We start from the raw sequence: 26827 nt of genomic DNA on the forward strand, positions 1-26827 counted from the left end.
ATGCTTTGTTACAGATAGGCTTTATTCCCGCGATGATAATCCCGTCTCTTTTACTTGCCTGAAGGATAACTCATTGTGAATACACGCTTGCGTAACACCCTGATCGCCATTGCGCTGACCACCTGCTTCACTGCCGCCAGCCAGGCGTCGACCTCGGCTGACGTGCCGTCTGTCTCGCAGGACCCGGTCGTCCAGCATCTGAAGCTGAGTGAGGAGCAGGTCGCCAAAATCCAGGCGCTGCGTCAGGGATTCGAAAACAATGTGAGCCAGATTAAAATCAGCGGCTATCAGGACGGCGCCCTGGCCGACGTTATTCACTCCGGGAAATGGGATGAAGCTAAAGTCAAACAGCAGCTGGCTGCTTTTGGCCAGCTGGATCAGCAGGTGCGCTACTATCGTGTGAAATACTACTTTGACGTCAGCCAGGTGCTGACTGCCGAGCAGCGTGAGCAGGTGAAAAAAGACCTCGCCGCGGCGATTAATTAACCCGGCCTTCGCCATCCGCTCCGGATGGCGCTGAATCGGGCGACAGACGCCGCGTGTCCGGCGCCAGTCGCCCAGCTTGACTGACTTACTGACCGTGGCCGTTTTCCAGACGGGCGAAATACTCCGGAGCAAACGGACGCGGGTCGACATCGGCAAACGGCGCACGCTCAAAGTGTGGCTTCAGCGCCCAGGGGACCGTGCAGTCAAAAATCGTCTTGCAGCTGATACCTTCCCCGCGGATCGACGGACTGTATTCCGGCGTCTGGGAAGGATCGAGCTGGTGACCGCGGATACCGGGGAGGGTGGTGATGCTGACATCCCCCTGCATGCGGGTGGTCATCGCCCACAGGATATCGTCGCTGTCAAAGATATCGACATCCTCATCAACCAGAATGATGTTTTTCAGTTCGGAATAGGTCGCCAGTGCCAGCAGCGCAGCCTGTCCCTGACGACCTTCGTCGGCGGGCTGACGTTTTTTCACCTGCAGGATCCCCAGAAATTTACCGCCGCCCGCGGTGTGGGCGTAGACATTTTGTAAGAAGCCCGGGATGGCAGCCTCGACGGCATTCCAGATACTGGCTTCCGTCGGCAGCCCAGCGAGGGTGGTATGCTCTTCCCCCGGTCCCACCAGCGTCTGCAGGATCGCATTGTGCCGCATGGTGACCGCTTTGACTTTGATCACCGGCAGCGACGGGTTGGCGCCGCCGCAGTAGCCGGGAAATTCCGGCATCGCGTGGCCGCTGTTGGTGTGCTGATCCTCTCTGACGCGCACGCCGGGCAGCAGTTCGCCTTCAATAACGATCTCGGCGCGGGCGATGGCTTTCTCCGGGACGCTGACGCCCTGCACCAGCTCCACCGGGCGCTGACGCAGCGCGCCGGCCACGCCCAGTTCGTTATAGCCAAACGGCGTGGTGGGGGCTTCGAAGCAGGCGCCAATATAGATGGCCGGGTCGAGACCCATATTGATGGTTATCGGCAGCGGTTTTCCGGCAGCCTCGGCTTTCTGGCGAAACACTTCGATATGGCGGCCGGCGGCAAGAAACATCGACAGCTCATCCCGGCCCTGCACGCACAAGCGGTGGATGGTGACGTCGGTGAGCGAGGCGTCGTCAGGATCGCTGGCCAGCGCCAGGCCCAGGCAGAAGAAGGGGCCGGCGTCGATCGGGGTGTTGGTGGGCGCCGGGAGCAGGGTGCGCAAATCAAAGTCCGGATCGTCGGCCAGAAAGATCTGCTCCTGACAGGGGGCGCTGTCGGCCGGGACGACTACCGGCGCGACCGGTGTTTTCACCGCTTTACCCACCTCCAGCGCCAGCTGCGAAGCTTCGCAGCCCAGCAGCAGCGCTGCCCGCTGGCGGCTGGCGTGCATGCCCACCAGAATGCGCGAATGCGGATAGCCCTTAATATTGTTAAACATCATCGCCGGGCCAATGCGGGTGGGGCGCTTCACGGTGCCGCCGGCGCCGATATGGCGATAGACGCCGGCCAGCTCGGCGTTAGGGTCCACCGGATGATTGGTTTCGAGGTACTGATTGTCATGCTGTTGCAGCAGCGCGATGGCGTCGCGCAGATCCTGAATCGGTGCGGTCATGATGTTCTCCTTAGCGTGTCGATGCGCACAGTATGCTTCGCAGGCTAATGGTTATCAATTGCATCATTCATGCTTTATTGATAACATTTTTATTATCAATCAAACCCACCGGAGTCCGGCCATGTCCTTGCGAGCGTTACGCCATTTTGTGGTCGTTGCCGAAGAGTTACATATGCACCGGGCGGCGGAGCGGTTGCATATCGCCCAGCCCGCCCTCAGCCAGCAGATCAAACAGCTCGAGCAGCGTCTGGGGGTGGTGCTCTTCTCCCGCGCTAACCGCCGTCTGACCCTGACCGCCGCGGGCGAGGCCTTTTGGCAGAAGACGCGGCTGGCGCTGGAGATGGTCGACCAGGCGGCACTGGACGCCCAGCGCACCGCGCGGGGCGAGCAGGGAAGACTGCATCTGGGGTATGTCTCCAGCGCGATGTACGACAGCAAACTGCCGGGGCTCCTGCGCGAGCTGCGCGCCGACTGGCCGGGGATTGAGCTGTCGCTGGTGCATGGCGATGTGCAAATGCTCTACGAAGCGCTGCTGGATCTGCGCCTGGATATCGCCATCATCCGCGCGCCGCTGGCCTCGCCGCCGGACGCGCTGGTGGTCAGGCCGTTTATGCGGGAAAAGCTCTGTCTGGCGCTCTATCAGCAGCATCCACTGGCAGGGGTAGGGGCGCTCAATCTGGCCTCATTGCGCGCGGATAACTGGATCTCTCTTAACGATCCGCAGGGCACCGGGCTGGAGCAGGTATTTATTGACGCCTGCCGCGTCGCGGGCTTTACGCCGCAGGTGGCGCAGCGGGTCAACGACGTCACCTCGATGATTAGCCTGGTCTCCGCCGGGGTCGGGGTGGCCCTGGTTCCGGTCTCGGCGCGGGCCTTACGCCTCGATAACGTGGTGTACATCGATCTTCAGGACCGGCTGGCGGAGAGTGAGCTGAGCATGGTTTACCACCGCCATATCCGTTCGGCGGTAGTACGGAAAGTCATCTCGCTGCTCAATGCGACTGAGCACTCACCCGGTTAACCGGTCTTCAGGCGGCCAAAGCTGACAATCCTTGAGCGGCCCAGCTCTTTCGCCCGGTACAGCGCGGCGTCCGCCGCGCGCAGCAGGCTGTCGCTTTGAGTATGCTGCGGATAGCTGGCGATACCAATCGACACATCCACCTGACCTATTTCGGTCAGACCATCGCGCAGCGTCATATTATGCACCTGGGTATAGATCTCGCTGGCGCACTGGTGCGCCTCGGCTTCGTCAATGCCGGGGAGCAGCACCAGAAACTCCTCGCCGCCGTAGCGGAAAGCCATGCCGATATCGCGCACCGCGCGCTGCACGATGGTGGCGACGCTCTTAATCACCAGATCCCCGGCCTCGTGGCCGTAGCGATCATTGATGGCTTTAAAATGATCGATGTCGATCATCAGACAGCTCAGCGGGGTGTGGGTATGGACCGCCAGCGCCATCTGTGAATGCAGCGCTTCGTCAAGATGATGGCGATTACGCAGGCCGGTCAGGGAATCGAACAGCGCTTTTTCCAGTAGGGCGCTGCGTAAGCGCTGATTGGCCAGCGCCAGGCCCAGCGCTTCCGCCATCAGCTCAAGGTAGGCCCGGGAAGGGGCGTCACTGGCGGTAACGTTCTGAAAGGTCAGCAGCCCGATGGCTTCGCCCTGGGCGATAAGCGGTACGCAGAGCGACTGGCCGGCGTGCGCCTCTGGCAGATGATAGCAGGTGATATCGGGTTCGCCCTGCACTGGCGGATGGCTGAGTCCCCGACGTATCGCCCAGCAGTCGTCGGGTGAAAAGGGCGTCGTCTCCCCGGTGGGCGTTAGCCACTGCGCCACGCAGCGCATCTGCCAGGGATCGGTATCCAGAATATACAGTTTCCCGGGGATCGTCGGGGCGATATTCGGCGCAAACAGTTCCGCCACCTTAATCACATCCTCAATGGTTTCACAGCCCTGCAGCCGCTGGGTCATGCGCGCCAGCAGTTCGCGGATCGCCCAGTCGGCGTCGCGCTGCTGCTCCAGCTGCTGGCGGGCCAGGCCGTTCTCGCGAAAAATGCGGATGGCCTGGGCCATATCGCCAATCTCATCCACCTGAGTGAACTGCGGCGTCTCCACCGCATAGTCCTGGGAGGCGAGACGCTGCACCACGTCGCTCAGGCGAACCACCGGGTAGAGCACCCGGCGTTTGAGAATAAAGCCGAGGACGAACAAAAACATCAGGGCGGTCAGGCCGACCATGATTTCCGACAGGGTTCGCCAGATCCGCGAGCGGTCGGTAGCCTGGTCAATGGCAACGGCGGCGCGATTTTCGAGCATCTGGCGGAAGCGATCGATCTGCGTCTGCATACGTTCCAGCTCGGTCTCGTACGCTTTGCCATACAGTATCGCGATGGCCGCTGGCGCATCGCCGTTGGCGACATGCGCCAGGGCGGCCTGCTGTTCATCCTGAAGTTCAGCGGCAATCTGCAGGCCATCGTGCAGCAGCGCCAGCTCCTCGCGGTTGGCGCCGTTATCTTTCAATCTGGCCAGCCGCAGCTCAATGCTTTTGTCGCTCCGCTGCAGCTGCTGATACTGCTCCAGCGTCTCCGGCGAGGGCTTAACCACGTATAGCCGGGCGAGGTCAGACAACGCCCAGGCGTCGTTTTCCACCTCGTCGGAGAGGGTATCAAAGACCTGGCGCTGCTGTACCGCCTGGCGTTCGACGCGGTCAGCGCTGGAGGCCATGAGCATGGCGCTCCCGGATGCCAGCGTCAGGCCGACGGTGATCCCGTAGGCCCAGTTGGTGATGGTGGCGATTCTCACCCTGTGTTTCCTTGCATGCAGATGAAGCGGTTTTAATTATAGAACCCGCCCCCGGTTATGACGGCGGCCCGCTTCAGGGACGGTGCTCGCTGCGGGGGTGTTCAAGGGTCTGAAGAATGATGGCGTGTAGCGTTTCCGCATGGTGGCGTAAAACGAGAAAGACATCGCGATCCAGAGCGCCATTTATAACATCCGTTTCCATAATCTGTAAGGCCTCCTGCCAGGCCATCCCTTTACGATAAGGGCGATTTTCGGTCAGGGCGGTGAAAATATCGGCGATGGAGATAATCCGGTCGGCGAGGGTCAGGTGATCCTTTTCGAGATGCAGAGGGTAGCCGCTGCCGTCCAGTTTTTCATGATGATTCGAGGCCCAGTTGATAATGTCGCCAAGCTCGCTGTAGTCGCTCAGGAGATCTCCGGTCATGTAGCTGTGCTCGCGTACCTGACTCAGCTCGTCGTCATCCAGCTCCCCCTCTTTTTCCAGAATAGAAAGAGGGATATAAACCTTACCAATGTCATGCAGATAGCCGGCAACCTGTATTTGCTGGCAGGTGGGCTCTGGCAGCTGCATCCAATGGGCAAGCTGGCGGGCGATTTCCCCGACCATAATACTGTGGCTGGCGGTAAAGCTGCTGTAGGTGTCGACAATTTTGGCAATCAGCAGGCAGACATCTTTCAGACCGTCAATATCCAGATATAGCGTGTTGATGGGGGCAATAATTTCCAGCAGCCGTTGAATATGCCCGGGATGCAGGTGCTGCCAGAAGCTCGCATTTTCAGCGACCTCGCACAGGGTATCGCAGAGCAGCGGATCGATCTCCCGGTGCAGGGTGACGAACTGCTCCACCACTGCCCGCGTGGGCCACGCGGCTATCCGCCGGCAGCAGCCGTTCAAAGGCATCGGCGAAATAGACAATATGCTGTTCGCGGCTGCCGCGGTGCTCCGGGCTAAAGTGGTGGTCGCGAATAAAGGGGACGATGGGCTGGAAGGTTGCTAACCCCTCAAGCATCGCCGCCCCCTGGCGCTGATGCGGATCGTGGATATTATCGATGGCATCCAGCGAATGGATGGTGCGTCTATCACCCAGTACGCCGATATCGTGCAGCAGCGCGGCGCAAAAAATGGTCTGCTGACGCTCGGCAGGCAGCCCCAGCCTTTGCGCCAGCGTCAGCGCGATTAAGGCCGTTCGTTGCATATGCCGGTGCAGTTCAGGGTTAATGATCTGAATGACGTTGGTGGTCAGCATCAGGGCCGACTTCAGGGCAATGCGCATTTCTGTTCTCCGTTCGCGTCACCTGGCGGGCATAAATGACCTCGAGGGTGACGGAAGTGTCGATAATCTGATCGCAATGCGTGTTGTGTGTTGCTGAACGAGTAAAATCTCATAATGTATGGGGTCATGGCGCCTGCCCGGTTCAGATCCAGTCATGCACCAGATTTGGGCGATGTTGAGGCGAGAACCTTATTATTGTCTGATAGTTAACCATTTACCCCCCGTAAAAGATATCAATTCTGGCAAGCCCTTTGCATTAAGCAAGCGTAAGTTTGATTAATGTCTATGAAGGGAGTGACCTGTATGAATTTTAGAGCATTACTTGCCATTGCGTTACTGACGATAAGCAGCCTGGCGTTTAGCGAGACGCGTTTACCGCATATTGTCATTTTAGCCACCGGCGGGACGATTGCCGGCTCGGCGGCCAGCAATACCCAGACGACGGGCTATAAAGCCGGGGCAATTGGCGTGCAGACGCTGATTAACGCCGTGCCGGAAATCAGTAAAATTGCCCACGTCGAAGGTGAGCAGGTGGCGAATATCGGCAGTGAGAATATGACCAGCGATATTATTCTGCAGCTCTCGAAGCGGGTGAATGCGTTATTAGCCCGGGATGATGTCGATGGCGTGGTGATCACGCATGGCACCGACACCCTCGATGAAACCCCTTATTTCCTCAATCTGACGGTGAAAAGCAATAAACCGGTGGTCTTTACCGCCGCGATGCGTCCGGCGACGGCGATCAGCGCCGACGGGCCGATGAATCTGCTGGAAGCCGTCACCGTCGCCGCCGACCCGGATGCCCGCGGGCGCGGGGTAATGGTGGTGCTTAACGACCGCATCGGCGCGGCGCGCTTCGTCACCAAAACCAATGCCACCTCGCTGGATACTTTCCGGGCGTCGGAGGAGGGTTATCTTGGCGTCGTGGTGGGGGGAAAACCCCAGTTTGAAACGCGGGTGGATAAGATCCACACCCTGCGCTCGGTCTTCGATGTGCGTCAGCTGAAGGTCCTGCCGAAAGTGGTGATCATCTATGGTTACCAGGACGACCCGGAGTATATGTACGATGCGGCGATCGCCCATCATGCCGACGGTATTATTTACGCCGGCACGGGGGCAGGTTCGGTGTCGGTACGTAGCGCCGCCGGTATTAAAAAAGCGCAGCAAGCGGGCATCGTGGTGGTGCGCGCCTCCCGCACCGGCAGCGGCGTGGTGCCGCCGGACGACAGCCAGCCCGGGCTGGTGGCCGATTCCCTCAATCCAGCGAAAGCGCGTATTCTGCTGATGACGGCGCTGACGCAAACGAAAGATCCGCTGCTGATCCAGCAATATTTCCACACCTATTGATCCTCTACGGCCAGAGCATTGTTCGCGCCCTGGCCGTGCTGTTCTCGCAATGACCCGACGCGAGTGCATACCGGCGCCGGGTCATTGTCCGTCATTCATCCCGCCTATTTTTGCGCGCGGGAGGTAAAGAAATATTTTTTTATCAGCCGGCGAGGGCGGCATTAAAATGCCTGCGCAAGGGAAGACGATTATTTTTAAAGCAGGCTTAAATAAGCCTATTCTTAATTATTCTCTTAAGGCGAATTTAATCTTCCTTATGCTGATTGATTACACATGATGCATTCCGCGGCACACGCGCTTTATTTATCGCGTCCACAAACGACGACGCAACATGATGCGCCACGCCGCTGTCCGCGCGGTTTGGCGGACGACAACGCCCCGTAGACAGGGCGTCGCCGGCGAAGGATTCGGTTTTTTCTGCTAGTAACGCTGATGATTAGCGTGAAAATGATATGCACGATGAATATATTAAGAAGAGGATAAGATTTAAGTTTACATTTAGTAACATTTGTGCCGCAATTATGTTTTTTTGTCAGCACGTTGTTTTTTACTTGCCGGAGGGAATTTCAGCGGATTAGTATTGTCCTACTTGCTGTACGTACCGCCTAATGATGATAAATGGATTCTGTTTTCCTTAAGCGTTACCACATAATTAATGTTTACAGGAAAAATCATGGCCTGCGTATTTAATAAACAACTTTTACACCCGCGCAACTGGCTGACCTGGTTTGGGCTCGGCATCCTCTGGTTGATTGTACAACTGCCTTATCCGCTGCTGCATTTTATCGGCACCAGTGCGGGTCGTCTTTCCCGACGTTTTCTCAAACGCCGCGAACATATCGCCCGGCGCAATATTGAACTCTGCTTCCCGGAGATGTCGCCGGCGGCGCGCGAGACCCTGATCGATCAAAACTTTATGTCGCTGGGAATGGGGCTGATTGAAACCGGCATGGCCTGGTTCTGGAGCGACGAACGGGTCAAAAAATGGTTTGATGTCGAGGGCTTTGCCAATCTTAATCATGCGCTTAGCGGCGGGAAAGGGGTGATGGTCGTCGGCGTGCACTTTATGTCGCTGGAGCTGGGCGGGCGCGCCATGGGGCTGTGTCGTCCAATGATGGCCACCTATCGTCCGCATAACAGTCCGCTGATGGAGTGGGTGCAAACCCGCGGTCGCCTGCGCTCGAACAAAGCGATGATCGATCGTAACAACCTGACCGGCCTGGTACATGCCTTAAAATCAGGCGAAGCGGTATGGTTTGCTCCGGACCAGGATTACGGCCCCAAGGGCAGCGTGTTTGCGCCGTTTTTCTCCGTTCCGCAGGCGGCAACCACCAACGGCACCTATGTGCTTTCCCGCTTATCGGGGGCGAAAATGCTGAGCATCAGCATGGTGCGCAAGCTGGATCGCCAGGGCTACAGCTTGCACATTAGCGAAGTGATGAATGACTATCCGGGTGAGGATAAGCAGATCGCCGCCGGCTATATCAACAAGGTGATTGAGCGCGAGATCCTCCGCGCCCCTGAGCAGTATCTGTGGGTGCATCGCCGTTTTAAAACCCGCCCGCTGGGTGAACCTTCCGTCTATTAACCTTCCCGCACAGGCTGCGCTTTCAAAATCCCGACAGTTGGGGTAACGTGAGCCGGATCATGTTTTAGTCGTGCGCGAAGGAGTGCAGAGTGTTCGCTGAGTTTGGTGTTCTGAATTATTTGACTTACCTGGTCGGGGCGGTGTTTATCATCCTCGTCCCTGGTCCTAATACGTTTTTTGTGCTGAAGACGGGCATTGCCCACGGCGTGAAGAAAGGCTATCTGGCGGCGGCGGGCGTCTTTATTGGCGACGCGGTGCTGATGTTTCTGGCCTTTGCCGGCGTGGCGACGCTGATTAAGACCACGCCGGTGCTGTTTAACGTCGTCCGTTACCTCGGGGCGATTTACCTGCTGTGGCTGGGGGGCAAAATGCTCTATGCGGTGCTGACCCAGCGTGACGGCCAGGCCGACGCCAGCGCAGAGCCGGCGAGCGCGATCCTCAAGCGTTCCCTGACCCTGAGCCTGACCAACCCGAAAGCGATTCTGTTTTATGTGTCGTTTTTCGTGCAGTTTATCGATGTCAACGCCAAAGCCCCCGGGGTGGCGTTCTTTATTCTGGCGCTGACCCTTGAGGTGATTAGCTTCTGCTATATGAGCTTTTTGATCCTCTCCGGCTCGTTTGTCACCCGCTACGTCAAAACCCGCAAGAAGCTGGCTAAACTTGGCAACAGCCTGATTGGCCTGGTTTTCGTTGGGTTCGCCGCGCGCCTGGCTACCCTGCAGTCCTGATCCCCACGGGCCGGTTACCCACAGACCGGCCCGCCGCCTCTTATTCTGTCCTGTAACAAAAACCCTTCATTTTTTATTGCATTGGTGTTACATATACAGCCGTTTATCGCTCAGCAAAAAGGAAGCCCGGATGATTCTGCAAAAACTCCTCAGCAATAAAAACTGCAAAAAATACTGTCTGTCGCTCGCGGCGGTGTTTGCTATCGCGCTGGCGGTGGTGGGACGGGCGACCTTTGGCGGCGTGGTGAGCGAGTACAATATGCCGTACTCGGAGTGGACGACGTCTATGTTCTTCCTGCAGGGGGCGATGGTGACAGTTTACAGCATCGTCTTTACCGCGCTCTTCGCTATTCCGCTCGGCTTTATTTTCCTCGGCGACGAGCGTCAGGATTAAGCGTCAACGGGCGAACCGCGGTTCGCCCTGTCTTATCGGCTCATCAACAGCGTGAAGCATTAATCATCGTCATGATAGTGGTGATGGTGGTGGTGGCGATGGTGGTGATACCCATCGTCAACAATGCATCCCGATAACAGCGTGCACAGCGCGATAATCAACGGTAACACGATCGGCTTTTTCATCCTTACTTCTCCCGCTATTTTTCTTTCCCCGTGGCCGAGAATGCCGCGGCGGATAACGTGAGTGTAAAGCGTTAACTTATTGATGGGATAGGACAACTCCGCAATATCGTCGCGGCGATCACCACCAGCCGAACTGGGCGCCGGCCACCGCCACGATGGCGACAACCAGCATAATAATGGTGCTTTTTTTCATTATGCCCCGCCCGGCGCCGCATAGCCGCCGACAAAAAACCAGCCGAGAAAGACGACGGCGATGATAAAGATCGCCACCGGGAAAAGAATACCCAATTTCATGATAGTGTCCCTGTACCCACGAATGATGCCCTGCATGATACTGGATATCGCGTGACTTTAGTCAATATGAATAAAATTCTCCTGCCGGCGAGACTTCTTATCCTGATACATCGCCTCATCGGCAGCGCGTAAGGCCGCTTCAACATCGATACTCTGCGGATCGCAGATGACCACCCCGAAGCTGGCGCCCTCATAGTTGATACGCTGTTCGCCGAGGAAGTAGACCCCGCACAGGGCCTGGCGCAGGGTGGTGACATACGCCTGCTGCGCTGCAGGCGGCTGGGCGCTACCGACGATCAAAAACTCATCGCCGCCAAGGCGGCCAACGATATCTTCACGGCGCGCGACGGCGGTGAGTCGTTCACCGACCTGCACCAGAAAGCTGTCGCCGCACGGATGGCCGAACCGATCGTTAATGGCTTTGAAACCGTCGAGATCGATAAAAATGAGCGCGACCTGTTGCTGCTGAGCGCGGGCGGAGGCAAAGCGTAGCGCCAGCTGCTTAAACAGCGCGCGGCGATTAGGGAGCTGGGTGAGCTCATCGGTCGACGAATGCAGCTCCAGCGCGACGTTTGCCGCCTGCAGTTGTTGCACCAGGGTGTCTTTTTCCACGTAGTGGGAAATGAGCTTCGCGAACAGGCCCATGACCTGTTCACCTTCAAGGTTATAAGGCTGTTGTTGCCGGCTGGTGGCGCAGAGGGTACCGAACAGAGAGCCGTCGGCCAGGCGCACAGGAATGCTTAAAAAGGTGGCGATCCCCAGCTCCTGGGCGGCGATGCAGGAGTGCCAGCGACGGGCGACGTCATTGCTAAACGTACACTGATCCTCAAGGGCGCGTTTGCACAGAGATTCATCCCAGGGGACGGAAAATCCTTCCGGGATCTGCATTTCGCTGCTGTTGTGGGCGAACATGATCTGCTGCCGCTGGGCGTTAATATCGATGCGGGTAAGGTAGGTGGACTCCATTCGCGTCACCGCCTCCAGCATCTCCAGCAGCTGGCGCACCAGGGTTTCCAGGGACTGTTCCGTAGCGAGGGTTTGCGACACCCGGGCAAGAATAAAATCTGACATGAATAATACAGCTCCAGCACGCCAAACGTCACCCCAGCATATTGGGCTGCAAACGGACATCAGCGTCGAATAAACAGTGATATTTTTAAATTTATCACATCTTTCTGGGGAATACTTGTCGGCTCGCCGGGAAAAAAGCCCCGTCGGGTGCGTTAGCCATCCCAGATATAACGGCTTTCAACGGTGCAATGCGGGATTGCGCGGCACGCAAGACCGTTGAAAGCCATAACACATTACCCATCTGTGGACATTATGTGGACATTTCGCACATCAGCGCCACCTCGCAGCGGGTTAAGTGAGATCGCGTCCTGAAGGTATTCCGGCGCAAAATGAGCGTAGGCCATAGTTTGCTCAATTCGCGCATGCCCAAGGATCCTCTGTAACGTAATGATGCTTCCCCCATTAATCATAAAGTGCGTCGCGAAACTGTGGCGTAGTGCATGCGTCGCCTGGCCGGTCGGAAGATCAGGTTTTACTTCCCTGAGTATCTGCCTGAAGTCAGAATAAGACGCCTTACCAAATAACAACCCTCGCTTACCATCAGCTATGAGTTTTGCCACTTCCGCTGAAACAGGAACAGTCCGCTGCTTGTTACTCTTGGTTTTAACGAACGTCACACGGTTCTGTATGATGTGTTCCGCCTTGAGTCGAGCCGCTTCGCCCCAGCGAGCACCAGTACTTAAACAGAGAACAGCTATCTTCTTGTTGTCACCATCCAGTTTAAAGAGCAAGTGTTTGATTTCGTCCTCTGTCAGATAGCCAGTTTCGGGGACATCTTCTTTCAACTTCTTCCGCCCTCTGATCGGATGTTCACCTGAAAACAACTCGGCCTCGATAAGAGCTGTGAACATACCACTGATGCTGTTGAGATCACGGTTAATGGTGGAAGCTTTGATGCCCTGGCTTCTTCTTGCCGCGTAATACTGACTAATCAGCGCTTTTGTAATCTGAAAAGCACAAGGATCGTCGGTAATCCTGCAAAAAATATCTAACTTGTTGCGGTTTATCCGACCGTGCTCCTCATGCTTGCCTTTCAAATTCCACCAAAGCTGTATCAGTTCAGACAGATGCCGCTTATCCGTCGGTTTTGATAACCATTCTTTGGTGTGGTGGTTGAACTGGGTATGCTTCTCGAAAGCTACCGCTTCACTTTTCTTATCAAACTTCCTGCGGATACGCTTTCCATTGCGACCAGCAGGCCTGATGTCCACTTCATATCGACCATCATCGAGTTTCTTAATAGTCATAAGAAAACCCTCCGATGGGTGCGTTTGCCTTTCGGCCTCAACGCGTTGTAATTATGTGATGAATACTTTTCGACCAATAATAGACATTTGAAATGTATGTAATACCGGTTAATTGTTAACCAGTCTTTTGGTCTGAGTGCTGCGAGGTTGTTAAGTCTTGCCCAAAGTGTGCGAGGGCCGGTGCGATTTGACCGGATTCAGGCGAAACCTGATCGGTCATAAACCACAGTGTGTATTTGATAAAGCGGGGGTGCTGAAGGATTTTCATAATTGGTTCTATCCCTGGCTTTTTATCTCCAGCCTCGTAGCTACAAAATGAACCATATACAAGGCCTGTTAAGTCGCTGAATTGCCTTCTGTTTAACCTTTCTGACTCTCGAATGAGCTTTATCTTTTCATGGATCGGTGTTGACATGAAATCACCTATAGTAGAATATTAAACCTATCGATGATATTTTTAATCGATAGATGAATAACCAATAGGAGCAACTATTGCCCATTAAGAGCAATTAATTACCCCAAAGGAGAATGTAACAGATGAGCAAACAGCTTGTAAGTAGCACGGATGCTGTGCCTTATCAGGAGTTCGCCAGACTCATCGGGAAAACCCCTGCTGCGGTGAAGGGCATGATCGAAAAAGGGAAGCTTCCTGTAATCGAGATGACCGATCCCCAGTCTACTTCTGGCCGTGCCGGCGAATACTGGGTTTACCTTCCAGCCTGGAACAACGGCATGAAACTGGCCTACGAAAGTCGTCCAAAGGAGATCAGGGAAGGGTGGTTGATGTGGCTTGGTCTCGGTGAGCCAGGTCGATAGCCGGTTTCAGGAGAGGAAACATGAAGAACGGTAGCCGCGGATCAGTATCACAGCTCAATAGCAAAACCAGCCTCTACTGTGGTTTTACTATTCTGAAACTCCCACGCAAAAAACCGTACAACCGCCAGCGCTATCAAATTACGCACACAGGCCATTATTACGGCATTGACTTTGCTTTATCAGAAGCATGCCGAACGATTGACAGAATCATGAGTAAAAAGCGGTTTATTGCTTTTTAATCTCTGGGGGCGAAAATGAAACTCGAATATGCAGACAAAATTAACTCGCTTTTACAATGCTTCCATTTCAATAAAGAGTTTCTGGAATGGAATCATGATTACTCTCTCCAGCTTTTACGCCATGGCGTATCCCACCTTTATCATTTCGCAATGCTTCAAGGCGAGAATGATGAATGCACTCTTGAAGAACTCCGCAACATCATTATTTCCGTGACCGATGGTGATATCCCTAAACCATACGACCTTCTATCTCTGGACGCTGAGCAACTGAAGAAGGCTATGAAGTTTGTTCAGCCGCAGGCTGTAACCGTAGAGGTTACACCGAAGATCCTGGAACACCTGAAACTGGGAGCTAGAGCCTCCTGGCGGCTAGAGCCCCCTCGCTTTAACTGATCATCGGAGTACGCCATGTTCACCGAAGAAAAAACATCTTGGGAACAGGAAATGCTGATTCGAGAAGCAGTGGAAAGTGCCGAGCAGGGGTTCACTGTACATCTAAAAAATGGTGCTCGTATCACCATTAGTTCAAAAAGCCCGTCTAAAGATTTAATAATTTACGGGCTCGAAAAAGCAATTCGCGGTAATCACGATCGCGCGCGAATGACATTTATTGATTTCATGTATTACTGGCATGAAAGGATATTTAAGCAGATTAAAAGAAAATCGCGTCCAAACAATTAATTAACCCGCTTTAAAAATAACGGCATTCACTTTGCCGGGGATTCGTTTTGCTTTTTTAGGAGGTTGCATGTCGGTTACGTCAATAAAGCCGGAAGGCGGAATAAGCGATCCAGAGTTTATGGGAATCAGCACCAATGCGCGCAAAGGCGAGCGCGCCCACTTACTCGGATTGCTGCGCATCCGTATGGGCCTGCTGAAAGAGCAAGGCCTTACCCCCGAAGAGATTTATTCAGCACTTGAGCAGTGGATAGCCAACCACGAAACAATCACCAGCGAGGGCAGTAGACCATGAATCACTTAATGATCGATTTGATTAACGTTAATAAGAAACCGTCATCACCTCTGTGTGCCATTGAAGCTGTATTTTTTGAGCCCTCAACAGGGCAGATCGGAAAGGTTTTTTATTCTTCGATAGACATTCGTAAATCTGAAAGCTTGAAGGGCCGTATCAGCATTAGTACGGCATTCGATTGGATGAAAAAAGACTCTCACTGGCGCGCCGAAGTAATGAGCGCAACCGAAGCTGAAGATGATGCACTTTGCAGCCTTGCTGCTTTCATCGCCGACAATACCTGTCCCCGGAACGCGGCGTTATTCGTATGGTTCAAAGATGCCCCGGAAAAACTGGTTTCACTTCGTTATGCCGTGGATCGCTTAGAGGTGTCAGGCATTTTCCCTGAAGGCACAAAATACCGCTGCATTCGTTCACTTCTCGACCTTGCTGCTGCCACAGACTATGCGCCTCATGCGAGAAGCGCCCTGGCACGTTACACGCTCACTGACGCGCGATATCAAGCAGAGCAAGTCTGCGAAATCTGGCAGCGCTTGACCTCTCCACACACTGGATCGCTATGAGGGCCGCCATGCATTCGCATCTGTCTGTTGTTTGTAACGCGCCGTTGCCGATTTGTAAGAGGGCGCTTGCCGCCCTGAATTGCTTTGCTCGTGGACAGCGTAATTACACTCGCGTCAAGCCACACGCCTATCTCGTGATCCGCATTGGCCTCCGTTGGCGTTTGCTCAGCAAAAACGGTGGTAAGCAGTGGCGACTGATGACCCATGAAACCTATAACCAGGAATGCCGCAAATGATTAAGTCACCTCTTAAGTGGGCTGGCGGTAAAACCCGCGTGTTGCCGGAGTTGCTGAAGCACTTACCTAAAGCCGATTGTTTGATTGAGCCCTTTGTAGGCAGTGGCACAGTCTTTATGAATACGGAATACCGCCGCTATGTGCTTTGTGACAGCAATCGCGCATTGATCAATTTCTTCCTCGCGCTCAGGGAAGACCCTGAAAGATTGATACTGATCGCCAGGAACGTATTCAGAAATGGCAATAACGAAGATAGCTATTACGAAGAGCGCAAGTTGTTCAACCACCTGTCGTGGGATGACGAGTGTGCAGATGATTACGTTGTACGGTGGGCTGCATCATTTTTATACCTGAACCGCCACTGCTTTAACGGGCTTTATCGCACCAACAGTGATGGCGGTTTCAATGTTCCCTTTGGCAGCTATAAGGCGCCTTATTTTCCAGAAGCAGAAATGCGCCTATTTGCCGAAAAGGCGCGGGATACTCACGCGCTCTTTCTTTGTAATGATTTTCGTACTTCCATTCCGTACGTCGCCAGGAATCGCCTGGACTCCGTGATTTACTGCGATCCACCGTACATCCCGACTAGCAAAACAGCCAATTTTACCGCTTACGGCAAGCCATTTACCCTGGATGATCACCGCGCTTTGGTTACGGCGTTGCTGGACGTTAATCGCCAGCATGGAACGCGATCGGCTATCTCGAATAGCGAGACACCAGAAACACGCCAGATCTACTCCGCTTTCAATCTCCACGCCTTCAGAGTTCGACGTTCCGTTAGCGCCAAAACCCGCGATATGGCCGGTGAAGTGATTGGCGTTCTTCGCGTGTGTGGTGGTTGCGGTCGTTCTGGTGGTGGAGGTTGCCCGGACTGTGGGGCGGTGATGGGTGATGCGACATATGCCGAAATGTTTGGCGCGCCGGCTTGTTAAAGCGTTGGCTTTGCAAAATAAGATTCGAAGGTGAGTTATGCCTGACTCCACATCCCTGGCATGGAGCTGGAATGCCAGAAAGCAGCCAGTAAACCCTTATGCTGTTGATGTGCCTGCACGGAAACCCTCTGCGCTGGCCGTCTGGATTGCGCTTTATGAGCAGGATAAAAGCGATCAACGCGAGCAGGCTGAAGCAATGAGTCGTGCAGCAGAAGAGTACCTCTTTTCTGTTGCACATTGCGAGCCCTGGCACTATGACGAATTGAATGATGCGCTGATTGAGAAGGCTAAGCGACATGCAGAACTCCATCGTGTTGATCCTCTTACCCTGATTCGTGATGACGTCGCCAGCTTGCCTGGTTTCCTGCGCAAGCCGCTGGAAACAAGGATTAAGTATTTGGAAAAATCAGAAGATCCGCGCCATTTGCCTACCTATCTGAATGAGGTCATTACTCCCTCATTAGTGAGAATTGACAAGGTCCGTGCTAACCAGGCGTCGCTGTCATTCCAGGCCATGGCTGGCAGGGATAGCCTTGATCAACTCCTTCGACTTGCTGAACTGAATCAGCGGGAGGTTAAGCGGCTTTCAACGCTGGTCGCAGCGCACATTGATATGATTTTTATCCAGCTTTGCGGTGAGATGCTGACCGATGAATTAGCTTCTCCCATCGTAATACTGGAGCTCTATCGTCGTGTGGCAGCCGAAGTGTCACGCCTTGATGTTATCCCGCCGGGTTATGAAGCGCTCCGCAGCAAACATAATCGCCGCAACCCGATTAATTACGAGCTGATACCGGGCGCGCTTGCCCGTATGCGTTGTGCTGACTGGTGGCAACGTAGGCTGTGGCAACTCCGCAACGAATGGCGGGAAGAGTTACTTCGGGCTGCGTGCCTTGTTCATCGGCACGCATCACCTTATGTCAGCCATGACATTCTGTTGCAGAAGCGGGAACAACGCCGTAAGGCGATGGATTTTTTCCGCAACCATGATCTGATTAACGAAGATGGCGACACGCTCAGCATGGAGGATGTGGTGCTTGCAAGTGCCAGCAATCCAGCGCACCGTCGTAATGAGATGATGGCCTGTGTCAAAGGCCTGGAATTGATAGCTGAAATGCGTGGCGACTGCGCCATGTTCTATACCATCACCTGTCCTTCTAAGTACCACGCCACACTGATGAACGGGAAGCCTAATCCTACATGGGATCACTCGACAGTTAGGAAAAGCAGCGACTATCTGGTTGATACGTTTGCGGCATTCCGTAAGGCAATGCACAAAAAAGAGCTGCGCTGGTACGGCGTCCGCGTAGCCGAACCACATCACGATGGAACTGTGCACTGGCATTTATTGTGTTTTATGCGCAAAAAACATCGACGTGCAATCACAGAGCTGCTGCGTCGTTTCGCTATCCGAGAAGATCGCGCCGAACTTGGCAATAACACTGGCGCTCGTTTCAAGTCAAAGCTGATAGACCCGCGAAAGGGGACTCCGGCCAGTTATATTGCAAAGTACGTCAGTAAAAACATCGATGGGCGTGGGCTGGGTGACACCGTCAGCAAGGAGACGGGTAAATCACTACGTGATAGTGCCGAGTACGTCACTGCATGGGCATCGTTGCACCGTGTTCAACAATTTCGTTTTTTTGGGATTCCAGGCCGCCAGGCGTACCGCGAGTTACGATTGTTCGCATCGCAGGCAACTCGTGCAATGAAAACCAGCAAACCGGGTGCTCCGGTACTTATGGATCCAAAACTGGACGCTGTGCTCGCAGCTGCTGATGTTGGCTGTTTTGCCACTTACATCATGAAGCAGGGCGGTGTACTTGTTCCCCGCAAAAATTACCTCATTCATACCGCCTACGAGCCGACAGTCGAACCAGGAACCTATGGCGATCACGGGATTCGTATTTATGGCATTTGGTCGCCAATCACCGGTAAGGAAAACAAAATATGCACGCATGTCCATACCTGGAAGATGGTGAAGAAGGCTCCCGCTAACCCAGGCGCTGAAAGCGCCGCCCAGGGCGACACCGTCGCCCCTTGGACTCGTGGCAATAACTGTCCCCCATACCAAACAATCCGCAAAAAAGAGATGGTAACTGACGTTGCTATACCCGAGATAATGACCCCTGATGAAGGAACTGGATCGCTTGATGTGAGTAAACTATCCGCAAAAGAGCGCCGGGTTGTACTGAGAAGGATTACAGAGGAGATCTATGACAAGAAGAAAGCGCAGGGCCACGTAGAATCACGCAATTACTCTCCGCTTGAGGTCTTGTTGAGCGATTTTGCTTCATCTATTGGCATCGAACTTAGAGAATCCCAGGTTAATCATTTACTTAATGGTAAACGCATACGTTATGGTGATCGCATTTACTACGCGACTCACGATGGGGCGCTGCGCAGTATGGAACCAGAGAATTCATATGTTCAGATTCGGAACGTGTGGAAACTGTTGAAAAAACACAATAAAGTAGATGTAGGTCACATCACAGTTAATCCAGTAGGGCATTATTCCGACATGCTCAGGAAACTGGACCCTAGGGGATGGACGGTACTCTTTGGGGGAGATAAGAACGGGGGGTGAACATGTATGACGATTATGATCAGCGAGAGGCGAATATTGTATTTTTCAATGGTACTGTTAATATAAGATGCAGAACAGGTGAATTATGTAAAAATGGCCTCACCTGCTAGAAGCAAAGATACATAGCTCTGAGGAGTATCATGTGTATCTGGCTTTCGAAAAAACATACTCTGCTCAAAATGGATATATTTTATGCTATTCAATTCGATTTTTATTTTCGTTGCTGGAATATTATCTATTTTTTATCTTTTTATTCTACCACCTTTGGTAGCAACAGGAGTAATTGAATTATCTGCTTTAAGTATCGCTTTTGCAGCGTTCATGCTTTTTCAAGCATGGATATTGATTGCTGAATTTGCTTATGAATCAGCTGCTGCTGCTTTTGGATTTAAACGTAAGCAATTGATTAAATTTATGAGTATGCAAAGGTATACTAAAGAAAATGTTAAAGAGATGTCTGGTTTCTCAGCTCTTTTTACAGCATTTCTTTCATATTTTTTCATGATTTATGCGTACGGTGTAATCTATATGTTCATGTCAAGCATCTCTGTGGATGCCTTCTCTTCTAGTAAGCTTGGTATTGTAGATGGTTTATATTTTTCATTAGTAAATTCCTCTACGGTAGGGTTTGGAGATATTACACCCAAGAGTTCAGCTGCCAAACTAGTGGTAATGTCACAAATAATCATGAGTATGATGTATATGATCATGCTATTTTCTTCAGCTGTAAGTTATATTAGAGATGAAATTAATAACTCAAACAATTTAAATCAAGATGACATCAATAATCCCAATGATGATTAAATTAATAACACCTATAGAATGAGTATTACATAAAATGCTTTTAAATGAAAATCATTTCATATTTTCTTTGGGGAATAATTAACCCCGCGCTACGGTTTTTTTCTGATTGGCCAAGTTATCACAGACTCGAACTTGTATAAGCCGCAAACCAAGCTACTGTGTAAGATAATCTCTGCCACTTATTAATAATTTAGCTTTAGATAATTATTTGAATTCCATTATTCATGTCTTATGATAAAGTTAGTGAAAGAAATCGTGACTATTACTGAGAGTGTAAAACATGGCGATGAAAAAAAATCAACATTTAGTTCCAGTTTGTTACTTGAAAAATTTTCAATGCCGTATTACTAATGAGAGTGATAATAGGAAAGGGTCTGATGGTGCCATATATGTTAGCAATAATAAGCTGTCTTCAGGTTGGAGAATGAGAGGCTTAAAGCATAATTCGTTTGTCAAGTCTTATTTCTATAATATAGAAGGCGATGACCCAAATCATCCTCAAATAGAAGACTTCTTGGCAAAGGTGGAATTTAATTACCCGCGTAACTTTAAAGAAATCGAGAATGGTAAAATTGATAATGATAACATGTCATTCATGTCTTATTTTACTATGATTCAACTTATAAGAGTTGAAGTCTTTATCAAATCAATGCAGGATGCCTTTGATAAAGTGGCGATGTATATTGATGGTTTCCGTGGTAAGAACGAATATAGCTTGTTATTCAAGGATATTGTTAAAAAACAAATAGTCAGTCTGGATCTTGGTGGGATTATTCATCCGTATTCAACCATTGTATATAACGACACTAATTTTCCGTTTATTACATCTGACAACCCTGTTGTCAAGAGGGATGTCAATGTTAAAGACCTTTTAAAAGTGATTCCTAAAGAATACGTGGTGGATCATGGAAATAGTTCGGATGAATTTAATTTCATTTTTTTTCCATTGAGCCCGAAAGTTGCTTATGTATCATGCAAGTTACTATCCACAAAAGATAAAATAATTATAAGTGAAGCATCTATTGCTAATGTATTTTATCTTAATCTATTTTCAATTTATAATTCCCACAAGAATATATACTCACCCATTGATGAGCCGATAAAAGGTGAGCTAGAGTTGTCTATATATCTTTCATCCGAGAGGGGTTTTATTGTTAAAATTTTCACTGCCAATGAGAGGGTTATTTCAAAAGGGGTGATTTTAAGTGACACTGACATGACGTTAACTGTTAAGGTTGATGACTTAGATGCAATCGAAAATATAAAAAAAGACGACTTCATTAAACTTATTGAGATAATTAAAAATGGAGAATCTATTAGAGGGATAAAGAATAGTAGAGTTTCATCTGTAAGTCATAATAATGGAATAATAACATTTAAGTCTAATTTACCCTTTGGGATTTGATGTTTGTTTTGATTTTACTAATTATCATCTGCTCTAAATATGAATCGTTATATGGCACACTACGCGCGACAGTGCACCAATCTGCACAATTTTTTGATGCACTTTATCCCCTTTAAGCCTATGCGCGGCGCGGCCTGGGACCGGTTTTGTGCATGCACGAAAAACAACATGTTCACTGCGCGCAGGTGACGGGGGGCAAGCCCCCGCAAGCAGGTCAGGGTAGGGAAGGCGGCAGAATACGCAATTTCTCGGTTTCTGCGTCACGGTGAGTGGTCGTTTTGGGTGGAGGCATGCCCTTATGCAGGGAAAAGCAGCGACGCGCAGAGAGGCGCTGATGCGGGATTCTTTAAGCAGAAAAGTTGAGGCCCGCGAAAACGCTGGCCTGTTATACATGGCTGATGTTGTTTAAAGAAACTGAATTTTCTGGCGGTTATTTCTCAGGGGTAAGCAACGCGTAAGGGTTAAAGCGGATCACTTCTTCTCCGATCCACTCGTTCACCACCTTCAGCGCCTCCATCACGGGTGTCAGTTCGTTGATAGCGTACACCCGGGCGGCTTTCTCGATATCCCCAAATGATCCGTTTCCCTCTGGCATGGCGCCCATCAGCTGGGGCGGGATACGGTGCGCTGCGAGTATGTCGTCACGTGTGGCGTTCTTAATGTTGATAAACTCATCTTTCGCCGTGATCTGCTGGAAGGGGAGGATTTGAACGCCGTCTTTGCCGCCGCCTGGGGCATGCAGCAGCAGGTTTTTAAATGCGCCTTTACCGCGCGCACCGGTCAACGTCTCTTTGACTGCCTTCATGCTTTTATCGTCAACCTGTCCGGCGCCAATATAGACAATGCATCCAGCATGCGATCCGTTGTCGTAGTACAGCTTACGGAACATGTCAGCGGAGTGGGCCAGGCTGGCGGCCAGCAGTGCTGCCATATATTCCGGCATACCGTAGACCTCCTGATTAATATCAGGGTTGAGAACGTGACAAACCGTTCCTGATTTGAACGTGTGCTCTTCTTTCCAGCGACGGATGAACCAGTATTGATCGAGGTCCGTACTCCCGCGCCGGGTGTATTTCGCCAGTGAATGCCGGAAGGGAAGTGGCCCGCCCAGGCGATTGCGTGGGAGTTCAAGGTAGGCATTGCCAAACGTGAACCAGTCCAGCGCGAAGGCCGAGAAGGTCTGACGGTTGAGCAGCTTGTGTGGGATAAAACAGCCGGTGAGCACATTACGTTTGAAGTACAGGGCAGACTCATGCCAGGCGCTCTGGCGCGGAGCTTTAGCCAGCCCATAAAAATCTACCGGTGTTTCATAGTATCGCCCGTTATCCAGGCAATAGAGATTGTCAAGCAAATCGGCCATATCCCGCACGGGATAAGGACCGTCAAAGCTGAACGCTGTCAACGCGGGATCGGCCTTCAGTGACTCTGCAATGTCAGAACCGGCGGTGCTGGCTATCGGCTTTTTACCGTATTTCTTTTTCAAAGTTACCATCCCATTGCGAAACCACCACCGCCACTTTCCTGGCCCAATGGTTCATTAATAATCGAAAGCATGGTTGCCCATGCCATATCACCGTGACTCACGCCGCGCGAACGGTCCGTTTCGTAAGTGATGAAGCCGCCGGGCGTAACGACTTTGCGAACAGCATTAAAGGCTCTGACCAGACCCTGCTCGCTGCGGTCATATTCCCAGCGGCCAGCTCGTATGACCTGCAACATTTTGAGGACAAGGGCGCGCTTGGAAGAGAGGCTCATCTGGTAGCAAATAGCCGCCGGGAACAAGTTTTTAACAATCTGCCAGACCGCTTCCCCGACGCCTTGCCCGTCAATGGCGATGTGAGTGACGTTGTAGCGCTCGGCAGCCTCTTTGATGACCGCCGCCTGTTGTTCAAACTCAAGCCCTCGCAGTTGCTTCAATTCAACCGTGCGAAACCGACCGCCAGCCACAAGGGGAGGGACCGTCACGGACAGAGCACCGGCATCACCATTGCCGCTGCCGCCGTTGGCGTCGTAGCCCAGCCACACCTCACGTTGGCCCATAGGGCGACTGGCGAACGGTTTCCAGTCGGGCCAGTCGTCATACCCGTCAGCACCGCACCCCAGTAACTGGCTAAGATTGAACGCGCTTTCGCCGTCTTTGACGAACTCGCACATGTACAGGTTTTCAAATTCGTCAGGGCTGTTTTCTTCCCTGATTTCATCAATGTCGGTGTAGTCCCAGCCGTTGTTGATAGCGTCCTGAATAGTGACGATCTGCCGCCAGGTTTTGTCCGGATAAAGCACGCCGCTATGCGTTTTCTTCCATGAAACGTCAAAGTCAATGCGCTGCGCTTTAGGCCGTTTCGCATTCCACCGATCGCCGGTCCAGAACTGATAGGCTTCATGGCTTTCGCTGGATGGCGTGGAGAAGTACGTACGCGTTAAGCCTTTGAGGGTTGCCATGGCTCCGGCAACCTTGCGCAGGTTGATAAAGTTTCCTGTCCAGAAAAACTCATCAAATCGCAGGTGCCCCGTGTAGGACTGCGCGGTCGCCGCCGATGTCCCGAGAAAATGCAGCTCCGCGCCGTTTGACAGCGTGATTTGCTCGCCGCCTTTAAGTTCGACATCCACCTCTTCAGCCGCTTTGCGGATGAAGTTGCGGAACTGGAGCGCCTGCTTGCGGGACGCTGACAGAAAAATTTGGTTGCGCTGGTAGTCGTGCTTAACGTCCGTTCTTAGTGCGCCCAGCAATGCCTCGCGGGCAAAGTACCAGGTTGCCCCAATCTGCCGTGATTTGAGGATCATCCGGTTACGCTGATCTCGTTGTTCGTACCAGCCGCGCTGGTGCCATGCGAGAGAGTCGAGAATTTTTAAGCGCAACGCCTCGATCTGCTCCTCGGAGAAGTGATTTTTCTTCTTGCGACGACTGGTTTTTTTAACGCCTGTTGTAGTGGAGGCCTGCCCGGTATCCAGCTTTTTCAACTGCCGGGTTAACAGGTCAATCTCTTTGAAATCGCCACTAGTTTTATTGTCTTTCGCGCTCAGTTGGCAGAGACGGGTATCAATGGATTGCGTTACCCGTTTGATAGGCGTTGTGTCGTCCCACTCGTCACGTTTTTTCCAGGAATAAACCGTGTTTGAGTTGATACCCATGAGTCGCGAAATTTCGGCGGGCGGGTAACCCTGCCAGTAGAGCTGCTTTGCCCTTAATCGAATAAACGCATCCTGAATCATCACTTCCCCCTTTTGAGCAGGGAGATTACCTGCGCGCGATCCCCGCGGCTCGGGCTTTCAGGTCTGGCCGTTCTCCGACAACAAAACTGCGTGGCGCCGGGCTTTCAGGCTCTGCCATGATGCAGCGACTGACATTAATCAACAGGATAAAACGACATGGCCAGCACGACTAAACCCGCCCGCAAAAAGTTTCGCGTTGCGGTTTCCGGCGCCACCGTTGACGGGCGCGAGATCCAGCCGCAGCACCTCCGCGATGCGGCGGCGAGCTACAACCCGGCCGTTTACGGCGCCCGCGTGAATGTGGAGCATTATCTCTCCATGCTTCCTGATAGCAATTTTGGCGCCATGGGGGATGTTGTTGCTTTAAGCGCGGAGGATATCACCGAAGGGCCGCTGGCCGGTCGTACGGCGCTCTATGCCGAGATCGACGCTTCGGCACGAATGAAGCAGCTCACCGATGAAGGAAAAAAAATCTATTCCAGTATTGAGCTGCATCCGCAGTTTGCCCTTAACGGTAAGGCGTATGTGGTCGGCCTGGCGATGACGGACACCCCGGCAAGTCTGGGGACTGAGCGCCTTAAATTTGCCGCGCAGCAGCGCGCGCAGGTGATGGCCTTCAATAACCAGCAGATCGAGGCGCCGCTGTTCTCTGATGCGCTTGAAGCTGAAGTGATCGAACTGGCCGCTCATCGCAGCGAGGAGGGCGTCAACTGGTTCAACCGCGTGATGGGCATCCTTGGTAAAGGCCAGAAAACCGACGATCAGCGGTTCAGTCAGTTGCATCAGGTTGTTGAAGCCGTTGCTCAATCTCAGGCAGACCAGATTGACCGGTTCAGTGCCCTGGAACAGGACCGCCAACAGGATAAAGCCACCATTCAGCAACTGACCAGCGAACTTAACGAGCTGCGCGGTCAGCTTCAGCTCCAGCCCGCAGAAAATTACAGCGCACGACCGGCGGCAACCGGCAACAGCAGCGCGCAGCTTGCAGACTTCTAAGAGGTAACCATGGAAAACCAGACCCGCGAACTATTTGATAAGTACATTGTGCGCCAGGCACATCTGAACGGTGTCTCACCCTCAGCCGTTGCCAATCGTTTCAGCGTCGATCCGACTATCCAGCAAAAACTGGAACAGGCCGCCATGGAGTCGGATGACTTCATGAAGCTGGTTAACCACTTTGGGGTTAAAGAGCAGGAAGGGCAGAAAGTAAAAATTGGCAGTAAGGGACCGATGGCGAGCACCAATAACAGCTCGGACGGCACCAACCGCCGTAACCCTGCACCGAACCATAACAAAGAGCCGCAGAACTACCACTGCCGCAAAACCAACTATGACTATGCGCTTTCGTATGCGGAGCTGGACGCGTGGGCCGGTCACCCTGAATTTCAGTCATTAATCAGTAATGCGATGGCTCGTCAGCTGGGGTTGGATCGCCAGATGATTGGCTTTAATGGCACGCATTACTCTGAAAACTCCGACCGCACGACCTACCCGTTATTGCAGGATTGCGGCGTTGGCTGGCTGCAAAAAATCCGCAATGAAGCGCCGCAGCGCATTATGCCGGGTATCACGCTGACCTCCCGTGATGAGAATAACGCGATAATTGCGTCAGGCACCTACGGCAATATTGATGCCGCCGTGCTTGATGCGCGTCACAGCCTTATGGATCCCTGGTTCCGCCGCGCTCCCGGCCTGGTGACTGTGCTCTCGTCCGATCTGCTGCTGAAAGTGAACCTGCCGAAAGTGAACGCGCTCAGCCAGACCAATCCGAATACCGAACTACTGGCCGCGCAGCTCATTGTCAGCCAGGAAAAGATCGGCGGTCTGCCGACGGTCTTTGTCCCGGGCATTCCTGAAGATGTCGTGCTCATCACCAACCTGAAAAACCTCTCTGTGTACTACCAGAAAGGCTCCCTGCGTCGCTCTATCCGGGAAGAGCCGCACTACAACCGCGTGGCGACTTACCAGTCCAGCAATGATGACTATGTCATTGAAGAGTACGGCATGATTGCCATGATCGACGGCGTGACATTCGCCTGATAATCCCCATCACAT

The 26827-nt window shown here is 52.6% G+C and carries 28 protein-coding genes and 1 pseudogene; 18 read left to right on the plus strand and 11 right to left on the minus strand.

Annotated features, from left to right (window positions below):
• The first annotated feature begins 75 nt into the window (after window positions 1-75).
• A complete protein-coding gene (locus KHQ24_RS06530) occupies window positions 76-486 on the plus strand; it encodes a Spy/CpxP family protein refolding chaperone (protein WP_017898654.1) in 411 nt (136 codons plus the stop codon).
• 85 nt (window positions 487-571) lie between these two features.
• On the opposite strand, the gene KHQ24_RS06535 is transcribed toward KHQ24_RS06530, so the two are convergent.
• Window positions 572-2074 (minus strand): UbiD family decarboxylase, encoded by a 1503-nt coding sequence (locus KHQ24_RS06535; RefSeq protein WP_004203721.1) that lies wholly within the window; start codon window positions 2072-2074, stop codon window positions 572-574.
• 121 nt (window positions 2075-2195) lie between these two features.
• On the opposite strand from KHQ24_RS06535, the gene KHQ24_RS06540 reads away from it, so the two are divergent.
• Entirely contained in the window at window positions 2196-3095 is a 900-nt protein-coding gene (locus KHQ24_RS06540) for a LysR substrate-binding domain-containing protein (RefSeq protein ID WP_032425984.1), read from the plus strand.
• On the opposite strand, the gene KHQ24_RS06545 is transcribed toward KHQ24_RS06540, so the two are convergent.
• Entirely contained in the window at window positions 3092-4876 is a 1785-nt protein-coding gene (locus tag KHQ24_RS06545; protein ID WP_043519434.1) for a diguanylate cyclase, read from the minus strand. The genes KHQ24_RS06540 and KHQ24_RS06545 overlap by 4 nt on opposite strands.
• A gap of 73 nt (window positions 4877-4949) precedes the next feature.
• Window positions 4950-6150 (minus strand): annotated as a pseudogene (locus KHQ24_RS06550) (HD domain-containing phosphohydrolase).
• A 303-nt stretch (window positions 6151-6453) separates the two neighbouring features.
• Between KHQ24_RS06550 and fraE the strand changes: the two are divergent.
• The 4 genes from fraE (at window position 6454) to KHQ24_RS06570 (ending at window position 10207) form a co-directional block, all read left to right on the plus strand.
• Window positions 6454-7497, plus strand: a complete 1044-nt coding sequence (gene fraE / locus KHQ24_RS06555) for a fructose-asparagine asparaginase (protein WP_135683072.1) — start codon at window positions 6454-6456, stop codon at window positions 7495-7497.
• A gap of 673 nt (window positions 7498-8170) precedes the next feature.
• Entirely contained in the window at window positions 8171-9085 is a 915-nt protein-coding gene (lpxP, locus tag KHQ24_RS06560) for a kdo(2)-lipid IV(A) palmitoleoyltransferase (protein ID WP_017898648.1), read from the plus strand.
• Between the two features lie 89 nt (window positions 9086-9174).
• Complete coding sequence (gene leuE, locus KHQ24_RS06565; protein WP_004203730.1) at window positions 9175-9813, plus strand: leucine efflux protein LeuE; 639 nt, start codon at window positions 9175-9177, stop codon at window positions 9811-9813.
• Between the two features lie 130 nt (window positions 9814-9943).
• The gene (locus tag KHQ24_RS06570) at window positions 9944-10207 is read left to right on the plus strand and encodes a DUF2534 family protein (RefSeq protein WP_004203731.1); all 264 of its coding nucleotides are present in this window, start codon (window positions 9944-9946) and stop codon (window positions 10205-10207) included.
• 59 nt (window positions 10208-10266) lie between these two features.
• On the opposite strand, the gene KHQ24_RS06575 is transcribed toward KHQ24_RS06570, so the two are convergent.
• The 6 genes from KHQ24_RS06575 to KHQ24_RS06600 form a co-directional block, all read right to left on the minus strand.
• Window positions 10267-10392, minus strand: coding sequence for a hypothetical protein (locus KHQ24_RS06575; protein ID WP_004203733.1), 126 nt, complete (start codon window positions 10390-10392; stop codon window positions 10267-10269).
• 118 nt (window positions 10393-10510) lie between these two features.
• The gene (gene yoaJ / locus KHQ24_RS24540) at window positions 10511-10585 is read right to left on the minus strand and encodes a protein YoaJ (protein WP_137910537.1); all 75 of its coding nucleotides are present in this window, start codon (window positions 10583-10585) and stop codon (window positions 10511-10513) included.
• Window positions 10585-10686, minus strand: coding sequence for a YoaK family small membrane protein (locus tag KHQ24_RS06585; RefSeq protein ID WP_004150782.1), 102 nt, complete (start codon window positions 10684-10686; stop codon window positions 10585-10587). The genes yoaJ and KHQ24_RS06585 overlap by 1 nt, the downstream gene beginning before the upstream one ends.
• A 57-nt stretch (window positions 10687-10743) precedes the next feature.
• The gene (locus KHQ24_RS06590) at window positions 10744-11757 is read right to left on the minus strand and encodes a sensor domain-containing diguanylate cyclase (protein WP_017898645.1); all 1014 of its coding nucleotides are present in this window, start codon (window positions 11755-11757) and stop codon (window positions 10744-10746) included.
• 233 nt (window positions 11758-11990) lie between these two features.
• Window positions 11991-13004, minus strand: a complete 1014-nt coding sequence (locus KHQ24_RS06595; RefSeq protein WP_032414463.1) for a tyrosine-type recombinase/integrase — start codon at window positions 13002-13004, stop codon at window positions 11991-11993.
• Window positions 13005-13119: 115 nt separating this feature from the next.
• Window positions 13120-13419, minus strand: coding sequence for a helix-turn-helix domain-containing protein (locus KHQ24_RS06600; RefSeq protein WP_038423230.1), 300 nt, complete (start codon window positions 13417-13419; stop codon window positions 13120-13122).
• A 122-nt stretch (window positions 13420-13541) separates the two neighbouring features.
• Here KHQ24_RS06600 and KHQ24_RS06605 point away from each other — a divergent pair, with 122 nt between their 5' ends.
• The 10 genes from KHQ24_RS06605 (at window position 13542) to KHQ24_RS06650 (ending at window position 21559) form a co-directional block, all read left to right on the plus strand.
• Entirely contained in the window at window positions 13542-13820 is a 279-nt protein-coding gene (locus KHQ24_RS06605) for a regulatory phage cox family protein (protein WP_020806130.1), read from the plus strand.
• Window positions 13821-13840: 20 nt separating this feature from the next.
• The gene (locus KHQ24_RS06610) at window positions 13841-14059 is read left to right on the plus strand and encodes a hypothetical protein (RefSeq protein WP_004131515.1); all 219 of its coding nucleotides are present in this window, start codon (window positions 13841-13843) and stop codon (window positions 14057-14059) included.
• Window positions 14060-14074: 15 nt separating this feature from the next.
• Window positions 14075-14452, plus strand: a complete 378-nt coding sequence (locus KHQ24_RS06615) for a hypothetical protein (protein WP_124990248.1) — start codon at window positions 14075-14077, stop codon at window positions 14450-14452.
• 15 nt (window positions 14453-14467) lie between these two features.
• Window positions 14468-14740, plus strand: a complete 273-nt coding sequence (locus KHQ24_RS06620) for a hypothetical protein (protein ID WP_004213097.1) — start codon at window positions 14468-14470, stop codon at window positions 14738-14740.
• Window positions 14741-14807: 67 nt separating this feature from the next.
• A complete protein-coding gene (locus tag KHQ24_RS06625) occupies window positions 14808-15032 on the plus strand; it encodes a hypothetical protein (protein WP_004213098.1) in 225 nt (74 codons plus the stop codon).
• A gap of 8 nt (window positions 15033-15040) precedes the next feature.
• Window positions 15041-15595 carry a 3'-5' exonuclease gene (locus tag KHQ24_RS06630; protein ID WP_228297970.1) on the plus strand — a complete coding sequence of 185 codons (555 nt, stop codon included), beginning with the start codon at window positions 15041-15043 and terminating at the stop codon, window positions 15593-15595.
• 232 nt (window positions 15596-15827) lie between these two features.
• Window positions 15828-16763, plus strand: coding sequence for a DNA adenine methylase (locus KHQ24_RS06635; protein WP_211777170.1), 936 nt, complete (start codon window positions 15828-15830; stop codon window positions 16761-16763).
• 37 nt (window positions 16764-16800) lie between these two features.
• On the plus strand, window positions 16801-19350 hold the full coding sequence (locus KHQ24_RS06640; RefSeq protein WP_211777171.1) for a replication endonuclease: 2550 nt from the start codon (window positions 16801-16803) through the stop codon (window positions 19348-19350).
• Window positions 19351-19542: 192 nt separating this feature from the next.
• Window positions 19543-20154 (plus strand): ion channel, encoded by a 612-nt coding sequence (locus KHQ24_RS06645; protein WP_211777172.1) that lies wholly within the window; start codon window positions 19543-19545, stop codon window positions 20152-20154.
• 280 nt (window positions 20155-20434) lie between these two features.
• Window positions 20435-21559: a DUF4238 domain-containing protein gene (locus tag KHQ24_RS06650; protein ID WP_211777173.1), complete on the plus strand. Its 1125-nt coding sequence runs from the start codon at window positions 20435-20437 to the stop codon at window positions 21557-21559.
• A 430-nt stretch (window positions 21560-21989) separates the two neighbouring features.
• On the opposite strand, the gene KHQ24_RS06655 is transcribed toward KHQ24_RS06650, so the two are convergent.
• A complete protein-coding gene (locus KHQ24_RS06655; RefSeq protein ID WP_211777174.1) occupies window positions 21990-23051 on the minus strand; it encodes a phage portal protein in 1062 nt (353 codons plus the stop codon).
• Window positions 23045-24772 (minus strand): terminase large subunit domain-containing protein, encoded by a 1728-nt coding sequence (locus KHQ24_RS06660; RefSeq protein WP_211777175.1) that lies wholly within the window; start codon window positions 24770-24772, stop codon window positions 23045-23047. Before KHQ24_RS06660 ends, KHQ24_RS06655 begins: the two co-directional genes overlap by 7 nt.
• A 156-nt stretch (window positions 24773-24928) precedes the next feature.
• Here KHQ24_RS06660 and KHQ24_RS06665 point away from each other — a divergent pair, with 156 nt between their 5' ends.
• Both KHQ24_RS06665 and KHQ24_RS06670 read left to right on the plus strand, forming a co-directional pair.
• On the plus strand, window positions 24929-25768 hold the full coding sequence (locus tag KHQ24_RS06665) for a GPO family capsid scaffolding protein (RefSeq protein WP_004213106.1): 840 nt from the start codon (window positions 24929-24931) through the stop codon (window positions 25766-25768).
• A 9-nt stretch (window positions 25769-25777) separates the two neighbouring features.
• On the plus strand, window positions 25778-26812 hold the full coding sequence (locus KHQ24_RS06670) for a phage major capsid protein, P2 family (RefSeq protein ID WP_047694575.1): 1035 nt from the start codon (window positions 25778-25780) through the stop codon (window positions 26810-26812).
• Window positions 26813-26827 lie beyond the last annotated feature (15 nt).

The organism is Klebsiella sp. 54, assembly GCF_018223875.1.
GTDB classification, from domain to species: Bacteria; Pseudomonadota; Gammaproteobacteria; order Enterobacterales; family Enterobacteriaceae; genus Klebsiella; species Klebsiella quasipneumoniae.

Bases quoted from the DNA above. Each gene is read 5' to 3' on its own strand.
- KHQ24_RS06585 (WP_004150782.1), bottom strand. From the start codon at position 10,686: ATGAAATTGGGTATTCTTTTCCCGGTGGCGATCTTTATCATCGCCGTC.
- KHQ24_RS06655 (WP_211777174.1), bottom strand. From the start codon at position 23,051: ATGGTAACTTTGAAAAAGAAATACGGTAAAAAGCCGATAGCCAGCACC.
- KHQ24_RS06535 (WP_004203721.1), bottom strand. From the start codon at position 2,074: ATGACCGCACCGATTCAGGATCTGCGCGACGCCATCGCGCTGCTGCAA.
- KHQ24_RS06625 (WP_004213098.1), top strand. From the start codon at position 14,808: ATGTCGGTTACGTCAATAAAGCCGGAAGGCGGAATAAGCGATCCAGAG.
- KHQ24_RS06600 (WP_038423230.1), bottom strand. From the start codon at position 13,419: ATGTCAACACCGATCCATGAAAAGATAAAGCTCATTCGAGAGTCAGAA.
- KHQ24_RS06595 (WP_032414463.1), bottom strand. From the start codon at position 13,004: ATGACTATTAAGAAACTCGATGATGGTCGATATGAAGTGGACATCAGG.
- KHQ24_RS06570 (WP_004203731.1), top strand. From the start codon at position 9,944: ATGATTCTGCAAAAACTCCTCAGCAATAAAAACTGCAAAAAATACTGT.
- KHQ24_RS06605 (WP_020806130.1), top strand. From the start codon at position 13,542: ATGAGCAAACAGCTTGTAAGTAGCACGGATGCTGTGCCTTATCAGGAG.
- KHQ24_RS06575 (WP_004203733.1), bottom strand. From the start codon at position 10,392: ATGAAAAAGCCGATCGTGTTACCGTTGATTATCGCGCTGTGCACGCTG.
- KHQ24_RS06610 (WP_004131515.1), top strand. From the start codon at position 13,841: ATGAAGAACGGTAGCCGCGGATCAGTATCACAGCTCAATAGCAAAACC.
- KHQ24_RS06670 (WP_047694575.1), top strand. From the start codon at position 25,778: ATGGAAAACCAGACCCGCGAACTATTTGATAAGTACATTGTGCGCCAG.
- KHQ24_RS06660 (WP_211777175.1), bottom strand. From the start codon at position 24,772: ATGATTCAGGATGCGTTTATTCGATTAAGGGCAAAGCAGCTCTACTGG.
- KHQ24_RS06635 (WP_211777170.1), top strand. From the start codon at position 15,828: ATGATTAAGTCACCTCTTAAGTGGGCTGGCGGTAAAACCCGCGTGTTG.
- KHQ24_RS06640 (WP_211777171.1), top strand. From the start codon at position 16,801: ATGCCTGACTCCACATCCCTGGCATGGAGCTGGAATGCCAGAAAGCAG.
- fraE (WP_135683072.1), top strand. From the start codon at position 6,454: ATGAATTTTAGAGCATTACTTGCCATTGCGTTACTGACGATAAGCAGC.
- KHQ24_RS06665 (WP_004213106.1), top strand. From the start codon at position 24,929: ATGGCCAGCACGACTAAACCCGCCCGCAAAAAGTTTCGCGTTGCGGTT.
- KHQ24_RS06620 (WP_004213097.1), top strand. From the start codon at position 14,468: ATGTTCACCGAAGAAAAAACATCTTGGGAACAGGAAATGCTGATTCGA.
- KHQ24_RS06650 (WP_211777173.1), top strand. From the start codon at position 20,435: ATGGCGATGAAAAAAAATCAACATTTAGTTCCAGTTTGTTACTTGAAA.
- KHQ24_RS06590 (WP_017898645.1), bottom strand. From the start codon at position 11,757: ATGTCAGATTTTATTCTTGCCCGGGTGTCGCAAACCCTCGCTACGGAA.
- KHQ24_RS06615 (WP_124990248.1), top strand. From the start codon at position 14,075: ATGAAACTCGAATATGCAGACAAAATTAACTCGCTTTTACAATGCTTC.
- KHQ24_RS06540 (WP_032425984.1), top strand. From the start codon at position 2,196: ATGTCCTTGCGAGCGTTACGCCATTTTGTGGTCGTTGCCGAAGAGTTA.
- KHQ24_RS06645 (WP_211777172.1), top strand. From the start codon at position 19,543: ATGCTATTCAATTCGATTTTTATTTTCGTTGCTGGAATATTATCTATT.
- KHQ24_RS06630 (WP_228297970.1), top strand. From the start codon at position 15,041: ATGATCGATTTGATTAACGTTAATAAGAAACCGTCATCACCTCTGTGT.
- lpxP (WP_017898648.1), top strand. From the start codon at position 8,171: ATGGCCTGCGTATTTAATAAACAACTTTTACACCCGCGCAACTGGCTG.